This window comes from Brachybacterium sp. AOP42-C2-15 (assembly GCF_052377065.1).
Classification (GTDB): domain Bacteria; phylum Actinomycetota; class Actinomycetes; order Actinomycetales; family Dermabacteraceae; genus Brachybacterium.
Genome location: NZ_JBQSWK010000009.1, coordinates 82,562 through 107,228, shown reverse-complemented (window position 1 = coordinate 107,228; position 24,667 = coordinate 82,562). Strand labels below are relative to the sequence as shown.

Below are 24,667 nucleotides of genomic sequence, written 5' to 3'. Positions count from 1 at the left end.
GGTGTCCTGTCGTCGGCGTCGTGGTCTGGTGGTGCGGAACGATCCGTGACCGTTCGGAACTGATCCGAGCGTGGTCCGGGGAACGACGGCTGCACCATGCCGTCCGCGTCCCGCACAGGTCGTCCCCGAGGGATCGGGCCCGGCAGGGACGTCGCGCCGGACAAGTCTAAGCCCCTCACTGAGCCCGGGGGTGGGCGGAGGCGTGGGTCTCGCGCAGGGTGTCGACGGTGACCTGCGTGTACAGCTGCGTGGTGGTGACGGAGGCATGTCCCAGCAGCTCCTGCACGCTGCGCACATCTGCGCCGCCGTGCAGCAGGTGGGTGGCATACGAATGGCGCAGGGTGTGAGGGCTGATCGGCTCCGCCAGATCCATCAGCTCGGCCTCCTCCGCCGCGCGCCGCACCACCTGCCAGGCGGCCTGCCGGGTGAGCCGGGTCCCACGGGAGCCCAGGAACACCGCCGGGGAGCCGCTCCCCCGCGCCGCGAGCGTGGGACGGCCGCGGGTCAGGTACGCCTCGAGCGCCGCCAGCGCGAAACGGCCCACCGGGAGCACCCGGTGCTTGTCGCCCTTGCCGCGCAGCACCGCGGCCCGTTCCTGGGGATCGATGTCGTCCACATCCAGTCCGGTCGCCTCTGAGATCCGGGCGCCCAGCCCGTAGAGCACCTCGAGCAGCGCGCGATCGCGCAGCGCCCGCTCGGTGGCGTCCCGCCCGGTGCCGGGGCGGCCGGCGGCATCGATGAGCGTTTCGACCTGGTCGATGCTGAGCGGGTGCGGAAGCCGTTTGGGCAGCGTCGGAGACGGGACCAGGCGCGAGGGATCGCCGGTGGTGGAGACGCGTTCGGCGTCGAGGAACGAGTGCAGCCCTCTGACCGCGGCCAGGGAACGGGCGGCGGAGGCGGCGGAGAGCGGGCTTCCGCCGTCGGCACCGGTGCGCACGGACTGCAGCCAGGCCCCCAGCTGCTGCGGATCCGCGGCCGTGGGATCCACGTCCCGCCGGGCCAGGTCGGCCAGATAGCGGGTGAGGTCGCGGCGGTAGGCGTCCAGGGTGTTCGAGGAGAGCCCGCGCTCGATGCGCAGGTGGCTCAGATACTGCTCGAGGGTCCGACGGTCAGCGGGACGCAGGATCTGCTCGCCGGCGGGTTCCGGCTCGCCAGCGGGTTCCGGCTCCCCGTCGGGTCCCGGACCGCCGCTGGTCACAGGGTGACGAAGGGATCGATCGCGAGGGCGACGAAGAGCACGGTGAGATAGGTGATCGAGCCGTGGAAGACGGTCATCGGGCTCAGGGCCTTGCCGGTGAGACCACGGCGCACGCGCAGTGCGTAGCGGATCACGAGGTAGCCGAACCACAGCCCGGAGGCGACCGCGGCGACGCCGTACACCCAGCCGGTCGATCCCAGCGGGATGATCGCAAGGCTCGAGGCGATCATCAGAGCGGTGTGCATGATCATCTGACGGGCCACGGTCGTCTTCGAGGCGACCACCGGGAGCATCGGCACGCCGGCATTGGCGTAGTCCGCGGCGAACTTCTCCGCCAGCGGCCAGTAGTGCGGCGGGGTCCAGAAGAAGATCACCAGGAACAGCAGCACTGCGGTCCAGGACACCGTGCCGGTCACGGCGGCCCAGCCGATCAGCACCGGCATGCACCCGGCGATCCCGCCCCAGACGATGTTCTGGCTGGTGCGGCGCTTGAGGATCATCGTGTAGAAGACGACGTAGAGCAGGATCGCACCGACCGCGAGCGCGGCCGAGGCCCAGTTCACGAGCAGGCCCAGCCAGAGCGCGGAGACGATCGAGATCGTGATGCCGAAGATCAGGGCGGCGCGCGGCGAGACTGCGCCGGACGGGATCGGTCGGTTGCGGGTGCGCTTCATCTTCGCGTCGATGTCGCGCTCGAGGTACATGTTCAGAGCGTTGGCCCCGCCCGCAGCGAGGTACCCGCCGATCATGGTGTTCAGGATCAGCCACGGCGAGGGGAACCCGCCTGCGGCGAGGAACATCGTGGGGATCGTGGTGATCAGCAGCAGCTCGATGATGCGCGGCTTGGTCAGCGCCACATAGCTGCGGATCACGGAGCGCGCGGACTGCGGGGCCCGTCCACCTCCCCGGCGTGCATGCTGGACCGAAGCTCCCTGGGTGGCGGTCACCGCCCACCGTCCTTCCTCTGAGCGCGGCAAGGCAGCCGCGTGAACCCCCACAGTCTAGGCGGTGGCCCCTCCGGGCGGCACCAGTGCCAGAGGTGAGAACCCGCACCGTGTCGCCCACCCCGCCATGCACCCCGGGCGGCAGGCGCGACCGCGACCGCGGAGGATCGTGTGCGAAGCCGCTGGGACACGCTCGGCAACAGGCTGGACGGACGAGCGTCATGGACCCCGCCCGACTAAGCTGGACGCTGTCGCCTCGCACAGGGAACCCGCACGTCGCAGGACGTGCTGCCGGGACCGCCCGCCGAGGCCTGTCGATCCACGCGGCCGAGCGGCTGCACACCGGCGAAAGGAAGCACCCGATAATGACGGAGAACTTCAAGGCCCCCGAGGGCTGGACCGAACTCGACAAGCGTGCGGTCGACACCGCGCGCGTCCTCGCCGCTGATGCGGTCGAGAAGGTCGGCAATGGGCACCCGGGCACCGCTGTGAGCCTCGCTCCGGCCGCCTACCTGCTCTACCAGGACGTGATGCGGCACGATCCGAAGGATCCGTCGTGGCTGGGCCGCGACCGCTTCGTGCTCTCGGCCGGTCACTCCAGCCTCACGCAGTACATCCAGCTCTTCCTCGGCGGCTTCGGCCTCGAGAAGAAGGACCTCGAGGAGCTGCGCACCTGGGGCTCGAAGACCCCGGGCCACCCGGAGAACTTCGTCACCTCAGGCGTGGAGATCACCACCGGTCCGCTGGGCCAGGGCATCTCCTCGGCGGTCGGCTTCGCGATGGCGCAGCGCCGCGAGCGCGGCCTGCTGGACCCCGAGGCCGCTGAGGGCACCAGCCCCTTCGACCACTTCACCTATGTGATCGCCTCCGACGGCGACCTCCAGGAAGGTGTCAGCAGCGAGGCCAGCTCCATCGCCGGCACCCAGCAGCTCGGCAACCTCATCGTCCTGTGGGACGACAACGAGATCTCCATCGAGGGTGACACCTCGATCGCCTTCACCGAGGACACCGCCGCGCGCTACGAGGCCTACGGCTGGGACGTGCGGACCGTGGACTGGACCCAGGGCGGAACCGAGTACCTCGAAGACGTCGCGGCCCTGAAGACCGAGATCCTCGAAGCTCAGAAGGTCACCGACAAGCCGACCTTCATCCGACTGCGCACCGTCATCGGCTGGCCGATCCCCGAGCTGGCCGGCAGCCACTCGGTGCATGGCGCGAAGCTCGGTGCCGAGGGCGTCGCAGGCCTGAAGAAGGCCGTGGGCCTGGACTCGGAGCAGCAGTTCCAGGTCGACGAGGATGTCCTCGCCCACACCCGCGCCCTCGCTGAGCGCGCGGTCTCTGCGAAGGCGGAGTGGGACAAGGGCTACCAGGCGTGGCGCTCCGCGAACGCGGAGAAGGCTGCTCTGCTGGACCGGCTCCAGGCACGTGAACTGCCCGAGGGCTTCGCCGAGGCGTTCCCGAGCTTCGAGGCCGACGCCAAGGGCCTCGCCACCCGCGCCGCCTCCGGCAAGGTCCTCGAGGCCCTCGCACCGGTCATGCCTGAGCTGTGGGGCGGCTCCGCCGACCTCGCCGGCTCGAACAACACCACGATGAAGGGCGAGTCGTCCTTCCTCCCCGAGGAGCTCAGCTCCTCCGAGTTCTCCGGCGACAAGTACGGCCGCACGCTGCACTTCGGCATCCGCGAGCACGGGATGGGCGCGATCCTCTCGGGGATCTCGCTGCACGGGCTCACCCGCCCGTACGGCGGCACCTTCTTCCAGTTCTCCGACTACATGCGCGGCGCGGTGCGCCTCGCCTCGCTCATGAAGGTCCCCGCGACGTATGTGTGGACGCATGACTCCATCGGTCTGGGCGAGGACGGCCCCACCCACCAGCCGGTCGAGCACCTGGCCGCGTACCGCGCGATCCCGAACCTGTCGATCGTGCGCCCCGCGGATGCGAATGAGACCGCGCAGGCCTGGAAGGCGCTGCTCGAGCGGGATCACGGCCCGGTCGGCCTGATCCTCTCCCGGCAGGCGATGCCGACCTTCGACCGCAGTGAGTACGCGGGCGCGGAGAACCTCGTCAAGGGCGGCTACATCATGAAGGAGGCCTCGGCGGAGCCGCAGGTGATCCTCATCGGCACCGGCTCCGAGCTGCAGTACGCCGCGGAGGCGCAGACCCAGCTCGAGGCGGCGGGCATCCCTGCCCGCCTGGTCTCGATGCCGTCCGTCGAGTGGTTCGACGAGCAGGACGAGGAGTACAAGGAGTCTGTGCTCCCGGCGTCGGTCACCGCACGCGTGAGCGTCGAGGCCGGCATCGCGATGCCCTGGTACCGCTTCCTGGGCACCCATGGGCGTGCAGTCTCGCTCGAGCACTACGGTGCATCGGCCGATGCGGGCACTCTCTTCAAGGAGTTCGGCTTCACCGCCGAGGCCGTGGTCGCAGCGGCGAAGGACTCCCTCGCCGCAGCCGGGGCCTGATCCTCCGCGGGGCGGGGCCTCCGGGTCCCGCCCCGCTCCTCTTCCCCTCCTCTCCCCATCCTCTCCTCTCCCCTCCCCTTTCTCCCTCCGCCCGTCCCGCCGCCGACCGCGGACCCAGAGGTTCCCTCCCTCACCTCGGGGAAGGATCCGGCGCTTGAGACCGTTGCACCGGGCGACACCAGTTCGACACAGGGCGCACAGCGCCCGGAAGGAACACCATGGCTCAGAACACCAACACCCAGGCCCTCTCCGATGCCGGAGTCTCGATCTGGCTCGACGATCTCTCGCGTCAGCGGATGTCCTCCGGGAACCTCCAGGAGCTCATCGACAGCCGCAACATCGTCGGCGTGACCACGAACCCGTCGATCTTCCAGGCTGCGATCTCCGGCCGCTCGGAGTACGACGCAGACATCGCCCGCCTCGCGGCGGAGGGCAAGGACGTTGACGCCATCGTCGAGGTGCTCACCACCGATGACGTGCGCAGCGCCGCCGATCTCTTCGCCGACATCTACGCGTCCTCGCACGGCTTCGACGGCCGCGTGAGCATCGAGGTCGATCCCCGCCTCGCCCACGAGACCGAGAAGACGATCGAGCAGGCCAAGCACCTCTTCGAGGTCGTCGGCCGCGAGAACGTGATGATCAAGATCCCCGCCACCGAGGCCGGCCTGCCGGCCATCACCGCAGTGATCGCCGAGGGCATCAGCGTCAACGTCACCCTGATCTTCTCTGTCGAGCGCTATCAGGCCGTGATCGAGGCCTACCTCACCGGTCTCGAGCAGGCCGCGGCAGCGGGCAAGGATCTCGCGAAGATCCACTCTGTCGCCTCCTTCTTCGTCTCCCGCGTGGACTCGGAGATCGACGCGCGGCTCGAGGCCCTGGGAACCGAGGAGGCGACCGCTCTGCGCGGCCAGGCCGGCGTCGCGAACGCACAGGCCGCCTTCGGCACCTACCTCGAAGCCTTCGGCTCTGAGCGCTTCACCGCGCTCAAGGGTGCGAACGTCCAGCGGGCGCTGTGGGCATCCACCGGCGTGAAGAACCCCGACTACGCCGATACCCTGTACGTCGACAACCTGGTCGCGGATCCCTCCGTCAACACCATGCCGGAGAAGACCATCGAGGCCGCCGCAGACCATTCGGAGCTGAAGGCTCCGCTGTCCGCCGAGGCCGCTGTCGCGGGCGTCGCGACGCTCGAGCGCGTCGCCGGCGCCGGGGTCGACCTGGTCGAGGTCTTCGCACTGCTCGAGCGCGAGGGCGTCGAGAAGTTCGAGAAGGCCTGGAACGAGCTCCTGGCCACGGTGTCCGCCTCCGTCGAGTCCGCCCGCGCCTGACTCTTCGAGGAGCACGGTCCCGCATCATGGGCGGGCCGTGCTCCTCTGCTCCGTGTCCTAGAAAGGACGAACGTGACCGACTCCTCCACTCCCCCTGCCGGGGCTGACGCGCCGAATCCGCTGCGCGATCCCCGCGACCGCCGTCTCCCGCTCATCGCCGGGCCCAGTTCGATGGTGATGTTCGGCGTCACCGGCGACCTCGCCCGCAAGAAGCTGCTGCCCGCCATCTATGACCTCACCCATCGTGGCCTGCTGCCGCCCAGCTTCGGGCTGGTCGGCTTCGGTCGTCGGGAGTGGTCCGATGACGACTTCGCCGACTACGTCCGCAAGAGCGTCTCCGAGCACTCCCGCACCGGCTTCGACGAGAGCGTCTTCGAGCAGCTCCGCGGCGGGCTCCGCTTCGTCACCGGCACCTTCGATGACAGCGCCGCCTTCGAGAAGCTGACCGAGGTGGTCGGCGAGCTCGATCGCACTCGCGGCACCGGCGGTAACCACGCCTTCTACCTCTCGATCCCGCCGGACGCCTTCCCGCAGGTCTGCGGCCAGCTCGCGGACTCGGGGCTCAACACCCCCCGCGACGGTTCCTGGCGCCGAGTCGTCATCGAGAAGCCCTTCGGGCACGACCTCGCCTCCGCCCGCGAGCTCAACGACGTGGTGGAGAAGGCGTTCCGTCCCGAGGACGTCTTCCGCATCGATCACTACCTGGGCAAGGAGACGGTCCAGAACATCCTGGCGCTGCGCTTCGCGAACCAGATGTTCGAGCCGATCTGGAACGCGAATTATGTCGACCACGTGCAGATCACGATGGCCGAGGACATCGGCATCGGTTCCCGTGCCGGGTACTACGACGGCATCGGCACCGCCCGAGACGTGATCCAGAACCACCTGCTGCAGCTGCTCGCGCTGACGGCGATGGAGGAGCCCGTCACCTTCCGCGCCTCCGATCGGCGTGCCGAGAAGGAGAAGGTCCTCGCCGCCGTCGAGCTGCCGGAGGATCTGGCGGCGCACACCGCTCGCGGCCAGTACGTGGGCGGCTGGCAGGGAGGCGAGCAGGTGCGTCCCTATCTCGAGGAGGACGGCATCCCCGCCGATTCCACCACCGAGACCTTCGCCGCGATGCGCCTGGACATCGCCACCCGCCGCTGGGCCGGTGTCCCCTTCTACCTCCGTGCAGGCAAACGGCTGGGCCGCCGCGTCACCGAGATCGCAGTCGTCTTCAAGCGTGCCCCGTTCCTGCCGTTCCGCTCCACGGACACCGCGGATCTGGGTCAGAACGCGATCGTCATCAGGGTCCAGCCCGATGAGGGCGTCACCATGCGCTTCGGCTCGAAGGTCCCCGGCACCCAGATGGAGGTGCGGGACGTGACCATGGACTTCGCCTACGGCATGAACTTCACCGAGGAGTCACCGGAGGCGTACGAGCGGCTGATCCTGGACATGCTGCTCGGGGACCCGCCGCTGTTCCCGCGGCAGAAGGAGGTCGAGCTCTCCTGGAAGATCCTCGACCCCATCACCGAGTTCTGGGCCCAGAACCTCGACCCCGCTCCTTACCGCCCCGGCACCTGGGGCCCCGATACCGCGCACGAGATGCTCGCCCTCGACGGGCGTACCTGGAGGCGACCGTGATCACCACCCTGACCGACACCACCGCATCGGCGATCAACAAGCAGATGATCGAGATGCGGGAGACGTTCGGCGCGAACACCATCGGCCGGGTCCTCACCCTGATCATCGTCGCCACCGGCGATGTCGAGGAGCCGCTCGAGGCGGCCATCGCCGCCAGCCACGAGCATCCTGCCCGGGTGATCGTGGTCGATGCGGAGCCGGAGGCTGAGAACTCCGGCCTGGACGCGGAGATCCGGGTGGGCCGTGACGCCGGCGCCGGGGAGATCGTGATCCTGCGTGCCCGCGGGGACGTGCTGTGGTCGCTGGACACCCTGGTGATGGCGCTGCTGCTCCCCGATGCCCCGATCGTGACCTGGTGGCCGGAGAATGCTCCGTCCTCCCCCATCCATGACGTGCTGGGTTCGATGTCCCAGCGTCGCATCACCGACTCCGCCGCCTGCCAGGACCCGCTGGGGACCCTCAAGCGGCTGCGCCGCGGCTACGCCAGCGGCGACTCCGACTTCGCCTGGGCGCGGCTGACCCGCTGGCGCGGACTGGTCGCGAGCGCCTACGAGGTCCCGCCGATCTCGACCCCCACCAAGGTGGAGGTCGCCGGCACGGTCGACAACCCCTCGGTGGTGCTCATGGCCGGCTGGCTCGAGCACGCCCTCGGGGTCGAGGCGGAGGTGCTGCCCCCCAACGGCGGCGACGTCGACTATGCGGGTGTGCACAGCGTCCGTCTGGTCCGCCAGGACGGCACCATCGACCTCACCCGGGTCGATGACGCCTCGATCGTGATGAAGCTCCCCGGTGACGACACCGGACAGCACGTCACCATGCCGCGCCGCACGCTCGCTGAGCTCATCACCGAGGAGCTGCGCCGACTGGACCCCGACGAGGTCTACGGCGAGGTGCTCGCCACCACGTACAGCAGCATCGATGACACCGCCACCTTCGCCGGGGGCAAGCCCGATCCCGTCGACCAGGTGCTGCCCGACGCGGACGGGGTCGCGGCCGCTGCCGCAGAGCACACCGCGAAGCAGCTCGCAGCCGCCCTCGAGGAGCGTCCGCTCGCGCACCTGGTGCTCACCGGCGGGACGGTCGGCACCAAGACCGCCGCTGCGCTGCCCGCAGCGCTGGACGCCGCAGGGGTCGATGCGAGCCGCCTGCACCTGTGGTGGGGCGACGAACGCTTCGTGGCCTCGGACTCCGAGGATCGCAACGAGGTGGCGGTGCGTGACTCGCTGCTCGCGCCGCTCCAGGCCGAGTCCGGGCTTCCGGCCCGCAACATCCATGTGATGCCCTCCCCCGCGGACGGCATGTCACTGGACGACGCCGCCGCCTGGTACGGGCAGCAGCTGGACCAGATGGGCGGCGATCAGCCGTTCCGCACCCGCGGCCGGGCGTTCTTCGATGTGGTGATGCTGGGCGTGGGACCTGACGGTCATATCGCCTCGCTGTTCCCCGAGCATCCGGATCAGCGACAGGTGGCAGCGAGCGCGATCGGGGTCACCGACTCGCCGAAGCCGCCCTCGGAGCGGATCTCGCTGACGTGGCCGGTGCTGAACTCCTCCCGCCATGTGGCACTGCTGGTCGCCGGCGAGGAGAAGGCCGGCGCGGTGCGCGACGGTCACCAGGACATCAACCCCTGGGAAGTCCCTGCCTCGGCAGTGCGCGGCCTGGAGTCGACGACCTGGTTCCTCGACGCCGCCGCCGCCGGGCAGCTGCCGCAATGAGCAGTCCCACGGGACGCTGAGAACGCGAGAAGGGCCGGTCACCACCATGGTGACCGGCCCTTCTCATACGACTCAGCGGCCTTTGAGAGACCGGAGGCGAAGGCTCAGAGCAGCTTCTCCACGATGCCCAGGCCGACTGCGCACACGCCCCAGCTGACCGCGACACCCACCGTGAGGCGGTTGAGATTGCGCTCGGCCACCCCAGAGGCGCTCGCATTGGAGGAGACACCGCCGCCGAACATATCGGAGAGCCCGCCGCCACGTCCCTTATGCAGCAGGACGAACATGATCGTGAGCAGACCGAGGACGGCCAGCATGACCTGAAGGATGAGCTTCAGCAGGGGCAGATCCACGAGTGCAGGCACCTTCCACGGGGTACGACGGACTGATCCAGCATACGGCACGGGCCGGACCCATACTGGGTCCGGCCCGCGTGGCAAGGCTCTCGCCTGCTGAGCTTCTACCGCTCGCAAGCTCGCAGTACGTCGCTCAGCCTGCGCTGAACCTGCTGAGCTTCTACCGCTCGCAAGCTCGCAGTACGTCGCTCAGCCCTGGAAGCCCGCGATCTTGGCGAACTCCTCGGCCTTGAGCGAGGCTCCGCCGACGAGGGCGCCATCGACATCGGCCTTGCCCATCAGCTCGACCACGTTGGACGACTTCACGCTGCCGCCGTAGAGGACGCGGACCGCGTCGGCGACGACATCGCCGTGCAGCTCGCGCAGCGCCTCGCGGATCGCCTGGCAGACCTCCTGCGCGTCGTCTGCACTGGCCACCTCGCCGGTGCCGATCGCCCACACGGGCTCATAGGCGATGACGATCTTCGCCGCCTGCTCGGCGGTCAGACCCTCGATGCCGCCCGTGAGCTGCGCGAGGGTGAACGGGACATGGTTCCCGGCCTTGCGCTCCTCGAGCGGCTCTCCGACGCACAGGATCGGGGTGAGCCCCGCGGCGAAGGCTGCCCGAACCTTAGCGTTCGTGACCTGCTCGTCCTCGCCGTGGTACTGGCGACGCTCCGAGTGGCCGACGGCGACATAGGTGCAGCCCAGGGTCTTCAGCATCTGCCCCGAGACCTCGCCGGTGTAGGCACCGGACTCGTGCTCGGAGATGTCCTGCGCGCCGTAGGCGATCGGCAGCTTGCCGGCGTCCACGGCGACCTGCACGGTGCGCAGGTCCACGAACGGGGGGAGCACGACGGTCTCGACGACCGAGGTGTCGAGACCCTTGAGCTGTTCTCCCAGCTCCTCGACCAGGGACAGGCCCTGCTTCCAGTCGAGATTCATCTTCCAGTTGCCCGCCATCAGCGGGGTACGGGTCGTCACTTGGAGTCCTCCTCGAGGATTGAGATGCCCGGCAGGTCCTTGCCCTCGATGAGCTCGAGGCTCGCGCCGCCGCCGGTGGAGATGTGCGAGTAGAGGGATTCGTCGAATCCGAGGATGCGGACCGCGGCGGCGGAGTCGCCACCGCCGACCACGGTATAGCCGGGAGCCTTCGAGAGCACATCCGCGACGCTCGAGGTGCCCTTGGCGAAGCTCTCGAACTCGAAGACACCCATCGGGCCGTTCCAGAACACGGTCGCTGCATCGGCGATCTTCTCGCCGAACAGCTTCGCCGTCTCCGGGCCGATGTCCATGCCCTCCTGATCCGAGGGGATCTCGGAGGAGGGGACCACCGTCGCGGGCGCGTCGGCGGAGAACTCGGGTGCCACCACCGTGTCGACGGGCAGGACCAGCTCGACACCGTTCTTCTCGGCGCGCTCGAGGTACTCGCGCACCACGTCGAGCTTGCTCTCGTCGAGCAGCGACTTGCCGACCTCGTAGCCCTGCGCCTTCTGGAAGGTGTAGGCCATGCCGCCGCCGATCAGGATGCGATCGGCCTTGCCCAGCAGGCTGTCGATGACTCCGAGCTTGTCGGCGATCTTCGCACCGCCGAGCACCACCACGAAGGGGCGCTCCGGAGAATCGGTGACCTTGCGCAGGGACTCCACCTCACGCAGCACCAGCTCACCGGCGGCCGAGGGCAGCAGGGTGGCGAGCTCGTACACGGAGGCCTGCTTGCGGTGGACGACGCCGAAGCCGTCGGAGACGAAGGCATCACCGAGGGCGGCGAGCTGCTCGGCGAAGGCGAGCCGCTCCGACTCGTCCTTCGAGGTCTCCCCCGGGTTGAACCGCAGGTTTTCGAGCACGGCCACCTGGCCATCCTCAAGCCCGGCCACGACCTCCTGCGCGGAGCTGCCGACGGTGTCCGTCGCGAAGGCGACGTCCTGGCCCAGCAGCTCGCCGAGACGGCCCACGACCGGCTTCAGGGAGTACTTGTCCTCCGGTGCGCCTTTGGGGCGGCCGAGGTGGGAGATCACGGCGACCCGTGCACCGGCTTCGACCAGCCGGGTGAGGGTGGGCAGGGCGGCGCGGATGCGACCGTCATCGGTGATGGTGGTCCCGTCCAGCGGGACGTTCAGATCAGCCCGGACGAGCACGCGCTTGCCGCGCAGCTCTCCGAGCGAGTCGATGGTCTTCAGCACGATGGTGCTCCTTCAGGTTCGGGCGAACGCGCCATCGCTCGGCGCGGACTCGTGAGACGACCGGAGCCCACCGGCCACCGACCCTTCGGGGTGGTGACCGGTGGGCTCCGGGGTGATCCGGGTCGTCAGTACGACGACCGGTGGATCAGAGGGACTTGCCCACGAGCTGCGAGAGCTCGACGAGGCGGTTGGAGAAGCCCCACTCGTTGTCGTACCAGGTGAAGACCTTCACCAGGTTGCCGTTCACCTTGGTGAGCTGGCTGTCGAAGATCGAGGAGTGCGGATCGCCCTCGATGTCCTTGGAGACGATCGGATCCTCGGTGTAGCGCAGGATCCCCTTCAGCGGGCCCTCTGCAGCCTTCTTGATGGCGGCGTTGATCTCCTCGACGGAGACCTCGCGCGATGCCTCGAAGGTGAGGTCGGTGATCGAGCCGGTGGGGACCGGAACGCGCAGCGAGTAGCCGTCCAGCTTGCCCTTGAGCTCCGGCAGCACCAGCGCCACGGCCTTGGCCGCACCGGTGGTGGTCGGGACGATGTTCAGCGCGGCCGCACGTGCACGGCGGGGGTCCGAGTGGGGGCCGTCCTGCAGCACCTGGTCCGAGGTGTAGGCGTGGACGGTGGTCATCAGACCCTTGACGATCCCGAACTCGTCGTTCAGCACCTTGGCCACGGGGGCGAGGCTGTTGGTCGTGCAGGACGCGTTGGAGATGATGTGGTGGTTCGCGGGGTCGTAGTCGCCCTCGTTCACACCGATGACGAAGGTGCCGTCCTCGTTCTTGCCGGGGGCCGAGATGATGACCTTCTTGGCGCCGGCCTCGATGTGGGCCTTGGCCTTCTCGGCGTCGGTGAAGATGCCGGTGGACTCGATGACGACGTCCGCACCGATCTCGCCCCACGGGATGTTCTTGGGATCGCGCTCGGCGAACGCCTTGATGGTGTTCTCCCCGACGGTGATCGAGTCGTCGTCGTACGAGACGTCGTAGGGCAGCACGCCACCGATCGAGTCGTACTTGATGAGATTCGCGAGCGCGGCGTTGTTAGTGAGGTCGTTCACACCGACGATCTGGATGTCGGCCTTCTGCTCGAGTGCGGCGCGCAGGAAGTTACGGCCGATGCGGCCGAATCCGTTGATTCCAACCTTGATGGTCAAGGGTTCCTCCTAGATTCGCAGAGAACTGCGAAATTCCGGTACTGACATGGTGCGCACGCCCTTGTACGCTCGGACGGCGCCGGAAGTGACCGACGACCACGACGATCTTATCAACGTCCTGGGTCCGGTGACGGGGGTAATCGGTCCTCGTCCACTCCGTGGTCGGTTCCGGGCATGCCCAGATCCTCCGCGCGCTTGTCCGCAGTGGCGAGCAGGCGCCGGATCCGCCCGGCCACGGCGTCCTTGGTGAGGGGCGGATCCGCCAGACGGCCGAGCTCCTCGAGGCTCGCCTGACGGTGCTCGAGGCGAAGCTGGCCCGCCGCCTGCAGATGCTCGGGGACCTCATCACCGAGGATCTCCAGCGCCCGCTGCACCCGCTGCCCGGCAGCGACCGCCGCGCGGGCGGAGCGGCGCAGATTCGCGTCGTCGAAGTTCGCCAGTCGATGCGCGGTCGCCTTGACCTCTCGCTTGGTGCGGCGCTCCTCCCAGCTCTTGACGGTCTCGTGCGCCCCCATGCGGGTCAGCAGCATGGAGATCGCGTCTCCGTCCCGCAGCACCACGCGATCGGTCCCTCGTGCCTCGCGCGCCTTGGAGGCGACGCCCAGCCGGCGGGCGGCCCCGACCATCGCGAGCGCGACCTCGGGGCCCGGGCAGGACAGCTCCAGCGCTGAGGAGCGTCCCGGCTCGGTGAGCATCCCCCGGGCCAGGAAGGCTCCGCGCCAGGCGGCCTCCGCGTCGACCGTCGCCCCGCCGACCACGAAGGGGGGCATCCCCCGCACCGGTCGGCCGCGGGCATCGAGCAGGCCGGTCTGCCGCGCGAGCATGCCGCCCTCGCGTTCGACCCGCACGATGTAGCGAGTGGTGCGGCGGATGCCGGAGGGGGCCAGGACCGCGAGCTCGGCCCGGTGGCCGTACATGTCGGCGATGATCCCGTGCAGACGCCGGGCGACCGCGGCGGAATCCAGCTCCGCCTCGACCACCACCTTCCCGGCAACCAGGTGCAATCCGCCGGCGAAGCGGAGCATCGCTGCAGCCTCTGCCTTGCGGGCGGAGGGCCGGCTCACCTCGAGGTGGCTCAGCTCCTCCTTCGCCTCACCCGTCAGAGCCATGCAAGTCCTCCTCGATGGTGGGGGGCTGTGCCCCCGTGATGCGGTGCTCGGTGCCCTCATGGTCGGGCTCGACATCGCCGTAGGCGTCGTCGAAGAGATCACGGTACGCGGCGGCGAGCCGCACCGGGTCATGGTGCGGTGTACCGTCCCCCACGCTCACCTGGCGCAGCAGGGTGCGGATCCCGCGGGCCTGGGCCGCCTCCGCCAGCTCGAGGGCGTCCTCGAGGGTAGTGGGATCCGCCAGCAGCGCATCGAAGCGGCACCCCTGGGCTCGTTCCAGGAGCACATCGAGCATGTCCAGGCTGGTCATGCCCTCTGCCTCCTGCGACCCCACCGAGAGGTTGGTGGTGATGCAGCGCCGGGCGGGGCTGGTGCGGATCGCCTCGGCGATCTCGGGGATCATCAGATGAGGCAGCACGGAGGTGTACCAGGAGCCGGGGCCGACGATGATCCAGTCTGCGCGGCCCAGCGCGTCGATCACGTCCTGCGGGACCCGTGGCCGCTCGGGGATCAGCCGGATGTCCTCGACCCTTCCCTCCGCGGTCGCGACCTGCCACTGACCGGAGACCGTGCGCAGAGTGCCGTCGGCGCCGCGCACCTGGGCCTCGATATCGAGGGGGTCCAGGGCCATCGGCAGCACCCGTCCTCTGGCGCCGAGCAGCTCTGCCATCTGATCGAGCGCCTCGACCGGGTCCTCGAGGATCTGCCACAGCGCGACGATCAGGAGGTTGCCCAGGGCGTGCCCGTCGAGCTCGCCATCGGTCGCGAAGCGGTGCTGGATCACATCGCCCCAGATGGAGCCCCAGTCGGAGTCCTCGCAGAGCGCCGCGAGCGCCATCCGCAGGTCCCCGGGGGGCAGCACCGGCATCTCGGTCCGGATCCGTCCGGAGGAGCCGCCGTTGTCGGCGACGGTCACCACGGCGGTGATGTCATCGGCCAACAGCCGCAGGGCGCGCAGGTTCGCGGCCAGGCCGTGACCGCCGCCGAGAGCGACCACCCGCAACGGGCGCTGCGGATCGCCGCGCCGACCCCGCCGCGCACTGGCGGAGCGATCCGCGCCCCGGAGGCGAGATCCCCGGGCGCGCGGTGCGATGCTCATTCGCGCCCCAGATCGCGGTGGCGGATCCGTACGGCGTGGCCGCTGCGGCGCAGCTCCTCGCCGATCTTCTCCGAGACCGCGACCGAGCGGTGCTTGCCGCCGGTGCAGCCGATCGCGAGCGTGGTGAAGTGCTTGTTCTCGGCGCCGTAGCCACGCAGCACCGGACGGATCATCTCGAGGTAGCGGTCCACGAACTCCTGCGCGTTGGCGTCCTTCAGGACGAAATCCGCCACCTCGGGGTCGGTGCCCCGCTTCGGTCGGAGCTCAGGGACCCAGTAGGGGTTGGGGATGAACCGGACGTCGCTGACGTGATCGGCTTCGAGCGGGATCCCGTACTTGAAGCCGAAGGAGAGCATCGTCACGGTGAGCTGCTGCTCCTCGCTGGTGCCGAAGACGGTGCGCATCTTCATCGTGAGCTGGTGCACGTTCAGGGGGGAGGTGTCGATGACCAGGTCTGCCATCCGCCGGTAGGGGGCGAGCATCTCGCGCTCCCGGCGGATTCCCTCCAGCACGCCCTCCTCCCCCTGCAGCGGGTGGGGACGGCGCACCGAGTCGAAGCGACGCACGAGCGTGGATTCGTCGGCGGTGAGGAACACCAGGCGCAGGCGCAGATCGGCCTTGCGCAGATCGGCGACCACATCGGAGAGCTCGCTGAAGAAGGGGCCGGAGCGGGGGTCGACGACCACGGCGAAGCGGTTCTCGCGGCCCACGGCGGTGGCGCGCAGCTCATATAGCGTCCCGATCAGCTGCGGCGCGATGTTGTAGACGACGTACCAGCCCATGTCCTCCAGGGCGTGGGCGGCGGTCTCCCTCCCGGCACCGGCGAGGCCGGTGATGATGACGACGTCACCCCGGGTGTCAGTGGTGGGGGTCAGTACGGGCTCCTCGGTCACGAGCGCTCCTTCCGGGGTCGGGGACAGGGGGTGGGTGCAGCTGGTCAGCGGTCGAGGATCTCGCCGGTCGCCATGTCCACGGTGACAGCGAGCTCGCCGTCCTCGAGGACTGCCTGCGCCTGGTCCCCCTGGTCGGATCGTAGCGCGAGCGCGATCTGCGCGGCCAACGCGGGTCCGATCCCGTTGACCCGAGCCAGCTCCTCCTCGCTCGCCGCACGGATCGCGGAGACGGTCACGAAGCGATCCAGGAGCGCCCGTCGACGGGCGGGGCCGAGCCCGGGGATGCCGTCCAGGGCGCTGGCCTGCATGGCGCGACCGCGCTTGGATCGGTGGTAGGTGATCGCGAAGCGGTGCGCCTCGTCACGCAGGCGCTGGACCAGGAAGAGCGCTTCGCTGGTGCGCGGCAGGATCACCGGGTAGTCGTCCCCGGGCAGCCAGATCTCTTCGAGCCGCTTGGCGATGCCGGCCAGGGCGATGTCGGTGATGCCGAGGTCGTCGAAGGCACGCTGGGCGGCGGCGACCTGGGGCGGGCCGCCGTCGACCAGGATCAGCGAGGGCGGGTAGGCGAAGCGCCGGTACCGTCCCTGCTCCTCCTCTGCCGGCTCGGGCGGGTCCAGGTGGTGCTTGAGCCGCCGGGAGATGACGTCGTACATGGAGGCGGTGTCGTCGCGGGCTGCCTCGCCGCTGACGGCGTAGCGGCGGTACTCGCTCTTCTTGGGCAGGCCGTCCTCGAAGACCACCTGGGACCCGACCACGTTGGTGCCATGGGAATGGGAGATGTCAAAGCACTCGATCCGCAGCGGCGGCTCGGCGAGGTCGAGCGCCTCCCCCAGGTCCTCGAGCGCCTTGGTGCGGGCGGTGAGATCGCCGGTGCGCTTCAGACGGTGCAGCCGCAGCGCCTCGGTCGCGTTCTCGCCGACGGTGAGCAGCAGGTCCTTCTTCTCGCCGCGCTGCGGGACCCGCAGGTCAGTTCGCGGGCCCATCAGCTCGAGCACCTGCTCGCGGTTCCGGGGCAGGATCGGGACCAGCACCTCCTTGGGTGCCGGGCTCTCGGCGTACAGGGTGGTCAGCGCGCGCTCGATGAGGTCGGGCCCGGTGGATTCGTCGAGAATCTCCGCGGTCCAGCCGCGCTGGCCGCGGATCCTGCCGCCGCGCACATGGAAGACCTGCACGGAGGCTTCGAGCTCGTCCTGCGCGAGGCCCACGAGGTCCGCGTCGGTGGCGTCGGAGAGCACCACGGAGTTCTTCTCCATGACCTTGTTCAGCGCCTTGAGGTCGTCGCGCAGGCTCGCGGCGGTCTCATAGTCCATCGCCGCGGCGGCGCCCTTCATCTGCTGCTCGATGCGGCGGGTGTACTTCGAGGTGTTGCCGGCCATGAAGTCCGCGAACTGCTCGGCGAGGCGGCGGTGCTCGTCCTCGGAGATGTCTCCGACGCAGGGGGCGGCGCATTTGCCGATGAAGCCCAGCAGGCAGGGCCGCCCGGCGCGCTCGGCGCGGCGATACACCCCTGCGGTGCAGGACCGGATCGGGAAGACCCGCAGCATCAGGTCGAGGGTCTCGCGGATCGCGCCCACCTGCGGGTAGGGCCCGAAGGTGCGGTCACCCTTGGCGCGGGGCCGACGGGTGATGTGCACCCGGGGCACCTGCTCCCCCATCGTGATCACCAGGTACGGGTAGGACTTGTCGTCGCGGAACTTGACGTTGAAACGCGGGTCGAACTCCTTGATCCAGGTGTACTCGAGGGTGAGCGCCTCCACCTCGGTGCCCACCACGGTCCATTCGACGCTCGCGGCGGTGGTGACCATCCGCCGGGTGCGTTCGTGGAGGACCGCGAGATCCTGGAAGTAGTTGACCAGGCGCTGGCGGAGGTTCTTCGCCTTGCCCACATAGATGACCCGGCCGTGCTCGTCCCGGAAGCGGTACACCCCGGGCCGGGTCGGGATGGTCCCGGTGGCGGGACGGTAGGTCGCCGGATCTGCCACGGTGTGCTCAGCGCTCGGTGCTTCTCGGGGTGCGGCCTGCTCGTCCCGTGGCGAGCATCGGGGCGAGGAAGTGCCCGGTGTAGGAGCCCGGGGTCTCCGCCACCTGCTCGGGGGTGCCGGTGGCGACGATGCGGCCGCCGCCCGAACCGCCCTCGGGGCCGAGGTCGATGACGTGGTCGGCGGTCTTGATGACGTCGAGGTTGTGCTCGATGACGATCACCGAGTTGCCCTTGTCGACCAGGCCGTTCAGCACCTCGAGGAGCTTGCGGACGTCCTCGAAGTGCAGGCCCGTGGTGGGTTCGTCCAGCACGTAGATGGTGCGTCCGTTGGAGCGTTTGTGCAGCTCGGAGGAGAGCTTCACCCGCTGCGCCTCGCCGCCCGAGAGGGTGGTCGCGGACTGGCCGAGCTTGACGTAGCCCAGGCCCACGTCGACGAGGGTCTGCATCTGGCGGCGGATCGCGGGGACCGCGTCGAAGAACTCGAGCGACTCGGCGATGGACATGCCCAGCACCTCGGCGACGTTCTTGTCCTTGAACTTCACCTCGAGGGTCTCGCGGTTGTAGCGCTGGCCCTTGCAGACCTCGCACTGGACGTAGACGTCCGGCAGGAAGTTCATCTCGATCTTCAACGTGCCATCGCCGGAGCAGGCCTCGCAACGGCCTCCCTTGACGTTGAAGGAGAAGCGCCCGGCGGTGTACCCGCGGATCTTCGCCTCGTTGGTCTGGGCGAACAGGGTGCGCACCCGGTCCCAGACCCCGGTGTAGGTGGCGGGGTTCGAGCGCGGGGTGCGGCCGATCGGCGACTGGTCCACGTGCACGACCTTGTCGAGGTGCTCGAGGCCGGCGACCCGCTTGTGGCGGCCGGGGACGATCCGGGCGCGGTTCAGCTCCTTGGCGAGCACCGCGTAGAGGATGTCGTTGACCAGTGACGACTTTCCGGAGCCGGAGACGCCGGTGACGGCGGTGAGCACGCCGAGGGGGAAGGAGACGTCCTGCCCGACGAGGTTATTGGCGCGTGGGGCGACGACCTTGAGCATCCGCTCCTTGTCGATCTCTCGGCGGGACTCCGGCAGCGGGATCTCGAGCGCTCCGGAGAGGTACCGGCCGGTGAGGCTGGTCTCGTGCTGCTTGAGCCCTTCCACCAGGCCGGAGTAGACGACCTCGCCGCCGTGCTCGCCGGCCAGCGGGCCGATGTCCACCACCCAGTCCGCGGCGTTGAGGGTGTCCTCGTCATGCTCGACCACGATCAGGGTGTTGCCCAGATCGCGCAGCCGCTCGAGGGTGACGATGAGCCGCTCGTTGTCGCGCTGGTGCAGGCCGATCGACGGCTCGTCGAGCACATACAGCACGCCCACCAGGCCGGAACCGATCTGGGTGGCCAGGCGGATGCGCTGGGCCTCACCGCCGGAGAGGGTGCCGGCGGCACGGGCGAGGGAGAGATAGTCCAGGCCCACGTCGAGCAGGAAGCCGAGCCGGGAGCGGATCTCGCGCAGCACCTCGTCGGCGATCTGCGCCTCCCGCACCCCGAGCTCGAGGCTGTCATGGAAGGCGTGCGCCTCACGGATCGACATCTCGGTGACCTCGGCGATGGAGCGCCCGCCGACGGTCACGGCGAGCACCTCGGGTCGCAGCCGGGCACCCTTGCAGGCCGGGCACGGGACCTCGCGCATGAACTGCTCGTAGCGGTCCTTGGCCCAGTTCGACTCGGTGTCGGAGTGGCGCCGCTCGAGGAAGTGCATCACACCCTCGAAGCCGGTCGAATAGGTGCGCTCGCGGCCGAAGCGGTTGCGGTACTTCACGTGGACCTTGTGGTCCTTGCCGTGCAGCAGCGCTTCCTGCGCCCGCTCGGGCAGGGCACGCCAGGGGGTGTCCATCGAGAAGCTCAGCTCCTCGGCGAGGCCGGCCATCACCTCGAGGTGACGGTCGGTGGAGCCCATCGTCCAGGGCGCGATCGCGCCCTCGGCGAGGGTGAGGTCCTCATCCGGGATCACGAGCTCGGGGTCGACCTCGAGCCGCTGGCCGAGCCCGGTGCACTCGGGGCAGGCGCCGTAGGGCGCGTTGAACGAGAAGGTGCGCGGCTCGATGTCGTCGATCGCGAGCGGGTGGTCGTTGGGGCAGGCGCGCTTCTCGGAGAAGCGGCGGATCCGGTCCGGATCCTTCTCGTCCAGGTCCACGAAGTCGACGGACAGGATCCCCTCGGCGAGCCGCAGCGCGGTCTCGACGGAGTCGGTGAGGCGGCGGCGGGAGTCCGGCTTCGCGGCGAGGCGGTCCACCACCACCTCGATGGTGTGCTTGAACTTCTTGTCGAGGGTGATCTCCTCGTCGAGCCGGCGGTTCTCCCCGTCGATGCGGGCGCGGGCGAAACCCTGGGAGCGCAGCGAGCTGAGGAGGTCCACGTGCTCGCCCTTGCGGCCCTGGACCACGGGGGCCAGCAGCTGGAACCGGGTGCCGGGCTCCTCGCCGAGGAGGGTGTCCACGATCTGCTCCGCGGAGGAGGAGCTGACCTTCTCACCGCAGACGGGGCAGTGCTGCTCGCCGGTGCGGGAGAACAGCAGACGCAGGTAGTCGTAGATCTCGGTGATGGTGCCGACCGTCGAGCGGGGGTTGCGGTTGGTCGACTTCTGATCGATCGACACCGCAGGGGACAGCCCCTCGATGAGGTCGACGGACGGCTTGTCCATCTGACCCAGGAACTGCCGGGCATAAGCGGAGAGCGACTCCACGTAGCGGCGCTGTCCCTCGGCGAAGATGGTGTCGAAGGCCAGGGAGCTCTTGCCCGACCCGGACAGGCCGGAGAACACCACCAGCTTGTTGCGGGGGATGTCGATGTCGATGTTCTTGAGGTTGTGCTCGCGCGCACCACGGACGACCAGAGATTCAGTCACCGGACCATTCTAGAGGCGAACACCCACCTTCGAACAGTTGTTCGGAGGAGAGGTGGACGACATACTGGGCCCATGAGCGATCACGAGTACACCGGACACGTTGAACCCGGAGGCGAGCCGATGGTGCGCGACCTCCGCCACCTGCAGATCCGCAAGCTCTCCGTGGGCCCGATGAACAACAACGCCTACCTGCTGACCTGTCGGGCCTCGGGAGCTCAGCTGCTGATCGACGCCGCTGCGGATCCCGACGCGCTGCGCCGCATGGTCGCCGCCGGTGGGGAGCACAACGTGCTGGACCTCATCGTGACCACGCACAGCCATCACGACCATGTGGGGGCGCTCGCGGAGATGATGGGCGCCACCGGTGCCCGCACGGCCGCCGGGGAGGCGGATGCCAAGGAGATCACGGAACGGATCGACCTCCCCCTCGCCCACGGTGACGTGCTCCGATTCGGGCAGCAGCAGGTCGAGATCATCCACCTGCGGGGCCACACCCCGGGCTCGGTCGCGGTGCTGCTGCGCGCCGGGGATGAGGGCGATCACCTCTTCACCGGAGATTCTCTGTTCCCGGGCGGGGTGGGCAACACGGAGCAGGATCCGCAGCGCTTCGCGCAGCTCATGGACGACGTCGAGGAGCGGATCTTCGACCGACTCGGGGACGAGACGTGGGTGTACCCGGGCCACGGGGATGACACCACGCTCGGCGCCGAGCGCCCCTCGCTGCCGGCCTGGCGTGAGCGGGGCTGGTGACCCCTCCCTCGTCACCGGCGTCTGTGCCCTCTTCCCTGCCTGCCGTCCCGCCCACGTGGTGCGTCCTCGGTCGCGGCGCTGGCGGGCGCACACGGCTCGTGGCACTCGATGGGCAAGGCAGGCCGCTCGGGGTGGAGGAGGTGGCGGCCGACGGGCTGACTGCGCTGGTCACCCGGTACGAGGCGGAGCATGCCCCGCGCTGGGTCTGGAGCGACGCGGCAGCCTGGTATCCACGACTGCTCGCCGCTGGGGTGACCCTCGAGCGATGTCATGACCTGCGGCTGATCCACCGGATCCTCTGTCACTCGGAGCTCGTCCAATTCGCGCAGGCGCTGCGCGCTGCGACGGGCTGGGACACGCCGCTGGACCCCCACGAGCCGGTGAAGGCTCAGGGCGCCACCCTTTTCGAGCTCGATGTCGCCTCTCCGCGCTCCGGCGGCGTCCCCTCCGACGCGGAGGAGACGCTGGCCGAGTTCGTCCGTCAGCGCACCGCGATCGACACCGCGAGCGATCCGGCACGGCTGCGTCTCCTGATCGCCGCGGAGTCGGCCGGGGCGCTGATCGCCGCCGAGCTGCAGGCCGCTGGGATTCCCTGGGACGTGGCCCATCACGACCGGATCCTCACCGCCGCCCTCGGGCCACGCCCCTCCCCCGGCACGCCGCCAGCGCAGATGGTGCAGACCGGGGCCGAGGTGCGGGCCGCTCTCGGTGACCCGCTGGTGCCGCTGGACTCCCCGCCGAAGCTGCTGCGGGCCTTGCACCGGGCTGGGATCGATGTGCCCTCCACCTCGCAGTGGGAGCTGCAGCAGCATGAGCACCCGGCCATCGAGCCGCTGCTGCGGTACAAGAAGATGTCCCGCCTGCTCACCGCCAACGGCTGGACCTGGCTCGATGAATGGGTGCATGAGGGTCGATATCGCCCCGTCTATGTGCCCGGCGGGGTGGTCACCGGGCGCTGGGCCTCCAGCGGCGGTGGTGCCCTGCAGATCCCGCGCCAGCTGCGCCCGGCGCTCCGCGCCGATCCGGGCTGGCGTCTGGTGAGCGCGGATGTCGCCCAGCTGGAGCCGCGGGTGCTCGCCGCGATGTCCGGGGATCGGGCGATGATCGCTGCGGGGGCCGGCAAGGATCTTTACTCCGGGATCGTGGACGCCGGGATTGTCACCACGCGGCAGGAGGCGAAGATCGGCGTGCTCGGAGCGCTCTACGGGGGCACCACCGGGGACAGCGGAAGGGTGGTGCCGCGGCTGCGGCGGAACTTCCCTGACGCGATGGCGCTGGTCGACGGCGCGGCCGCGACCGGAGAGCGCGGCGGGACGGTCACCACCTGGCTGGGACGCTCCTCCCCCGCACCTGAGGAGGCCTGGTCGCAGGCGCAGCGCGCCGCGAACCAGGTCGATGCGGGGGTCGGTCAGCAGGAGGCGGCGCGGCGCTCCGCCCGGGACCGCGGCCGGTTCACCCGGAACTTCGTTGTCCAGGGCACCGCCGCAGAGTGGGCGTTGTCCTGGATGGCGGCGCTGCGGCTCCAGCTCGCGGCGCTCCCGGAGGTGGCGGAGTCCCAGGCGGCCGCGCCCTCCGGCCCGGTGTTCGCACGAAGGGCGCACCTGGCGTTCTTCCTGCACGACGAGGTGATCGTGCACGCCCCGGCCGAGCAGGCGGAGGCCGCCGCCGAAGCGATCCGGGAATCCGCGAATGCCGCCGGCAGGTTGCTGTTCCCCGGCAGTCCGATCGATTTCCCGCTGGACCTGACGATCAGCGAGCGTTCGGCGGAGAAGTGAGCTCGTGCTCAGTGCGCGTCGAGAGCTTCGAGGTAGTCGAGGCAGGTCTGCAGGATCGCGCGGATCCGACGCTCGAGGACCTCGGCCGGTTCCCGCCGCCCCCAGGGCGAGTCACCCTCGGTGTACTCGGTGAGCAGGGGCCGGATCATGGACATCTCCGTTGCGGTGATCTCGTAGTCGGTGCTGATCACCTGGAGCGTGTCGCGCAGATCTGAGCGCCCGGGCCCTGCGGTGGTGCGGAGCACGTCGATGGCGCCTTCAAGCCAGCCGAGATCGTCCTTGCCATCCTCGGTCACCGACTCCTCCATCTCGGTGGTGACGAGATCGAACAGCATCATGTGTGCGGCGAGATATCCGGGATCCGCATCCTCGTGGTCGTCGTGGGGAAGGCGCGCGGCGCGGCCGATGAGTCGCGCGGCACGTCCCTCGTCACCGTCGGCCAGCGCGAGCAGCGCTTTACGGAGCAGCTGCCTCGCGCCCTCGGCCGCAGCGATGCTGAAGGGCTGCAGGGTGCGCCCGGAGGTGCCCTCGGTGTTCCCGAAGCCGGTGTCGTCGAGGGCCAGAAGGTGCTGTTCGAGGTCGCCGATCTGTTCGCCGCGCATGGCGTCGAGCCTACGCGGGCCGGGCCCTATGCGCTCTCGTCAGAGCTCCGGTCGGATCGTCAGCTGGCGTTCTCGTCCTCCGGGCTCGAGGGCACGCGGTCCCCGAGCGCATTCACTCCCAGCATCAGTGCCCCGGAGGCGAGCCCCATCATCACGCGGGGAGCGGGCACACCCCGTCGGCGCAGCAGGTTCTCGATCCCGCGGTCCAGGCAGATGCTCGCTGCCCCGGCTCCGGCCACCACGCCGCCGAAGGCCAGGGACAGGGCGCACTGGGAGACGGTCGACATGCTCGACCCGCGAGACGGCTCGTCAGTGATCCTGTCCGCACGTCGGGCCACGGATGAGCGGGATGCATAGTGCTGGAACGCGAGCAGCATGATGGCCGATGTGGCGGCGGCGGGGACCACGATGTAGCCGGTCTGCACCGGGCGTGGCAAGCGGTGCAGCGGGATCATTCCGACGCCGATCGTCACGGCGGTGCTGACGGCGTGGGTCAGGATCCGAGAACCTGGGGGCTTGGACATGGGCATTCTCCTCGATCACGTGAAGGTGGCGCGACGTGCTCGGTGCGGGAGGGCAGGCCGCGCCGTCGACTCGCGCCGTCGACGTGGTCACGACGCTACCGGCGGACA

The 24,667-nt window shown here is 69.4% G+C and carries 19 protein-coding genes; 6 read left to right on the top strand and 13 right to left on the bottom strand.

What is annotated here, in order from left to right; all coding sequences use genetic code 11:
* Nucleotides 1-175: 175 nt before the first annotated feature.
* Complete coding sequence (locus ACT3SQ_RS07160; RefSeq protein WP_442332305.1) at nt 176-1,198, bottom strand: site-specific tyrosine recombinase XerD; 1,023 nt, start codon at nt 1,196-1,198, stop codon at nt 176-178.
* Nucleotides 1,195-2,145 (bottom strand): heme o synthase, encoded by a 951-nt coding sequence (locus tag ACT3SQ_RS07155; RefSeq protein WP_441444041.1) that lies wholly within the window; start codon nt 2,143-2,145, stop codon nt 1,195-1,197. Before ACT3SQ_RS07155 ends, ACT3SQ_RS07160 begins: the two co-directional genes overlap by 4 nt.
* Nucleotides 2,146-2,507: 362 nt before the next feature.
* Here ACT3SQ_RS07155 and tkt point away from each other — a divergent pair, with 362 nt between their 5' ends.
* From tkt to pgl, 4 genes are all read left to right on the top strand, one after another.
* Nucleotides 2,508-4,604, top strand: a complete 2,097-nt coding sequence (gene tkt / locus ACT3SQ_RS07150) for a transketolase (RefSeq protein WP_442332304.1) — start codon at nt 2,508-2,510, stop codon at nt 4,602-4,604.
* 218 nt (nt 4,605-4,822) lie between these two features.
* On the top strand, nt 4,823-5,932 hold the full coding sequence (gene tal, locus ACT3SQ_RS07145; RefSeq protein ID WP_442332303.1) for a transaldolase: 1,110 nt from the start codon (nt 4,823-4,825) through the stop codon (nt 5,930-5,932).
* Between the two features lie 72 nt (nt 5,933-6,004).
* Nucleotides 6,005-7,558 (top strand): glucose-6-phosphate dehydrogenase, encoded by a 1,554-nt coding sequence (gene zwf / locus ACT3SQ_RS07140; RefSeq protein ID WP_444600984.1) that lies wholly within the window; start codon nt 6,005-6,007, stop codon nt 7,556-7,558.
* Complete coding sequence (gene pgl / locus ACT3SQ_RS07135) at nt 7,555-9,273, top strand: 6-phosphogluconolactonase (protein WP_442332302.1); 1,719 nt, start codon at nt 7,555-7,557, stop codon at nt 9,271-9,273. Before zwf ends, pgl begins: the two co-directional genes overlap by 4 nt.
* Before the next feature lie 104 nt (nt 9,274-9,377).
* Here pgl and secG read toward each other — a convergent pair whose 3' ends face one another.
* From secG to uvrA, 9 genes are all read right to left on the bottom strand, one after another.
* Nucleotides 9,378-9,620 (bottom strand): preprotein translocase subunit SecG, encoded by a 243-nt coding sequence (gene secG / locus ACT3SQ_RS07130; protein WP_441444115.1) that lies wholly within the window; start codon nt 9,618-9,620, stop codon nt 9,378-9,380.
* A 198-nt stretch (nt 9,621-9,818) separates the two neighbouring features.
* The gene (gene tpiA, locus ACT3SQ_RS07125) at nt 9,819-10,592 is read right to left on the bottom strand and encodes a triose-phosphate isomerase (protein WP_441444046.1); all 774 of its coding nucleotides are present in this window, start codon (nt 10,590-10,592) and stop codon (nt 9,819-9,821) included.
* Nucleotides 10,589-11,791, bottom strand: a complete 1,203-nt coding sequence (locus tag ACT3SQ_RS07120; RefSeq protein WP_441444047.1) for a phosphoglycerate kinase — start codon at nt 11,789-11,791, stop codon at nt 10,589-10,591. Before ACT3SQ_RS07120 ends, tpiA begins: the two co-directional genes overlap by 4 nt.
* 145 nt (nt 11,792-11,936) lie before the next feature.
* A complete protein-coding gene (gene gap, locus ACT3SQ_RS07115) occupies nt 11,937-12,941 on the bottom strand; it encodes a type I glyceraldehyde-3-phosphate dehydrogenase (RefSeq protein ID WP_299303401.1) in 1,005 nt (334 codons plus the stop codon).
* A 110-nt stretch (nt 12,942-13,051) separates the two neighbouring features.
* Nucleotides 13,052-14,050: a DNA-binding protein WhiA gene (gene whiA / locus ACT3SQ_RS07110; RefSeq protein WP_441444048.1), complete on the bottom strand. Its 999-nt coding sequence runs from the start codon at nt 14,048-14,050 to the stop codon at nt 13,052-13,054.
* A complete protein-coding gene (locus ACT3SQ_RS07105; RefSeq protein WP_442332301.1) occupies nt 14,034-15,149 on the bottom strand; it encodes a gluconeogenesis factor YvcK family protein in 1,116 nt (371 codons plus the stop codon). Before ACT3SQ_RS07105 ends, whiA begins: the two co-directional genes overlap by 17 nt.
* The gene (rapZ, locus tag ACT3SQ_RS07100; protein ID WP_441444050.1) at nt 15,146-16,042 is read right to left on the bottom strand and encodes an RNase adapter RapZ; all 897 of its coding nucleotides are present in this window, start codon (nt 16,040-16,042) and stop codon (nt 15,146-15,148) included. Before rapZ ends, ACT3SQ_RS07105 begins: the two co-directional genes overlap by 4 nt.
* 44 nt (nt 16,043-16,086) lie before the next feature.
* Complete coding sequence (gene uvrC, locus ACT3SQ_RS07095) at nt 16,087-18,024, bottom strand: excinuclease ABC subunit UvrC (protein ID WP_441444051.1); 1,938 nt, start codon at nt 18,022-18,024, stop codon at nt 16,087-16,089.
* A gap of 7 nt (nt 18,025-18,031) precedes the next feature.
* Entirely contained in the window at nt 18,032-20,908 is a 2,877-nt protein-coding gene (gene uvrA, locus ACT3SQ_RS07090) for an excinuclease ABC subunit UvrA (RefSeq protein WP_442331802.1), read from the bottom strand.
* A gap of 72 nt (nt 20,909-20,980) precedes the next feature.
* Between uvrA and ACT3SQ_RS07085 the strand changes: the two genes are divergently transcribed.
* A complete protein-coding gene (locus ACT3SQ_RS07085; RefSeq protein ID WP_441444053.1) occupies nt 20,981-21,658 on the top strand; it encodes an MBL fold metallo-hydrolase in 678 nt (225 codons plus the stop codon).
* A 23-nt stretch (nt 21,659-21,681) separates the two neighbouring features.
* Nucleotides 21,682-23,433, top strand: coding sequence for a bifunctional 3'-5' exonuclease/DNA polymerase (locus ACT3SQ_RS07080; protein ID WP_441444054.1), 1,752 nt, complete (start codon nt 21,682-21,684; stop codon nt 23,431-23,433).
* Between the two features lie 8 nt (nt 23,434-23,441).
* Here the strand turns inward: ACT3SQ_RS07080 and ACT3SQ_RS07075 are convergent, their stop codons facing one another.
* Entirely contained in the window at nt 23,442-24,035 is a 594-nt protein-coding gene (locus ACT3SQ_RS07075; protein ID WP_441444055.1) for a hypothetical protein, read from the bottom strand.
* Nucleotides 24,036-24,094: 59 nt separating this feature from the next.
* The gene (locus ACT3SQ_RS07070; RefSeq protein ID WP_442331801.1) at nt 24,095-24,559 is read right to left on the bottom strand and encodes a hypothetical protein; all 465 of its coding nucleotides are present in this window, start codon (nt 24,557-24,559) and stop codon (nt 24,095-24,097) included.
* Nucleotides 24,560-24,667 lie beyond the last annotated feature (108 nt).

Excerpts from the sequence above, each read along its gene's own strand:
- tkt (WP_442332304.1), top strand. The coding sequence starts at position 2,508 with ATGACGGAGAACTTCAAGGCCCCCGAGGGCTGGACCGAACTCGACAAG.
- tal (WP_442332303.1), top strand. The coding sequence starts at position 4,823 with ATGGCTCAGAACACCAACACCCAGGCCCTCTCCGATGCCGGAGTCTCG.
- whiA (WP_441444048.1), bottom strand. The coding sequence starts at position 14,050 with ATGGCTCTGACGGGTGAGGCGAAGGAGGAGCTGAGCCACCTCGAGGTG.
- ACT3SQ_RS07105 (WP_442332301.1), bottom strand. The coding sequence starts at position 15,149 with ATGAGCATCGCACCGCGCGCCCGGGGATCTCGCCTCCGGGGCGCGGAT.
- ACT3SQ_RS07085 (WP_441444053.1), top strand. The coding sequence starts at position 20,981 with ATGAGCGATCACGAGTACACCGGACACGTTGAACCCGGAGGCGAGCCG.
- ACT3SQ_RS07075 (WP_441444055.1), bottom strand. The coding sequence starts at position 24,035 with ATGCGCGGCGAACAGATCGGCGACCTCGAACAGCACCTTCTGGCCCTC.
- ACT3SQ_RS07070 (WP_442331801.1), bottom strand. The coding sequence starts at position 24,559 with ATGTCCAAGCCCCCAGGTTCTCGGATCCTGACCCACGCCGTCAGCACC.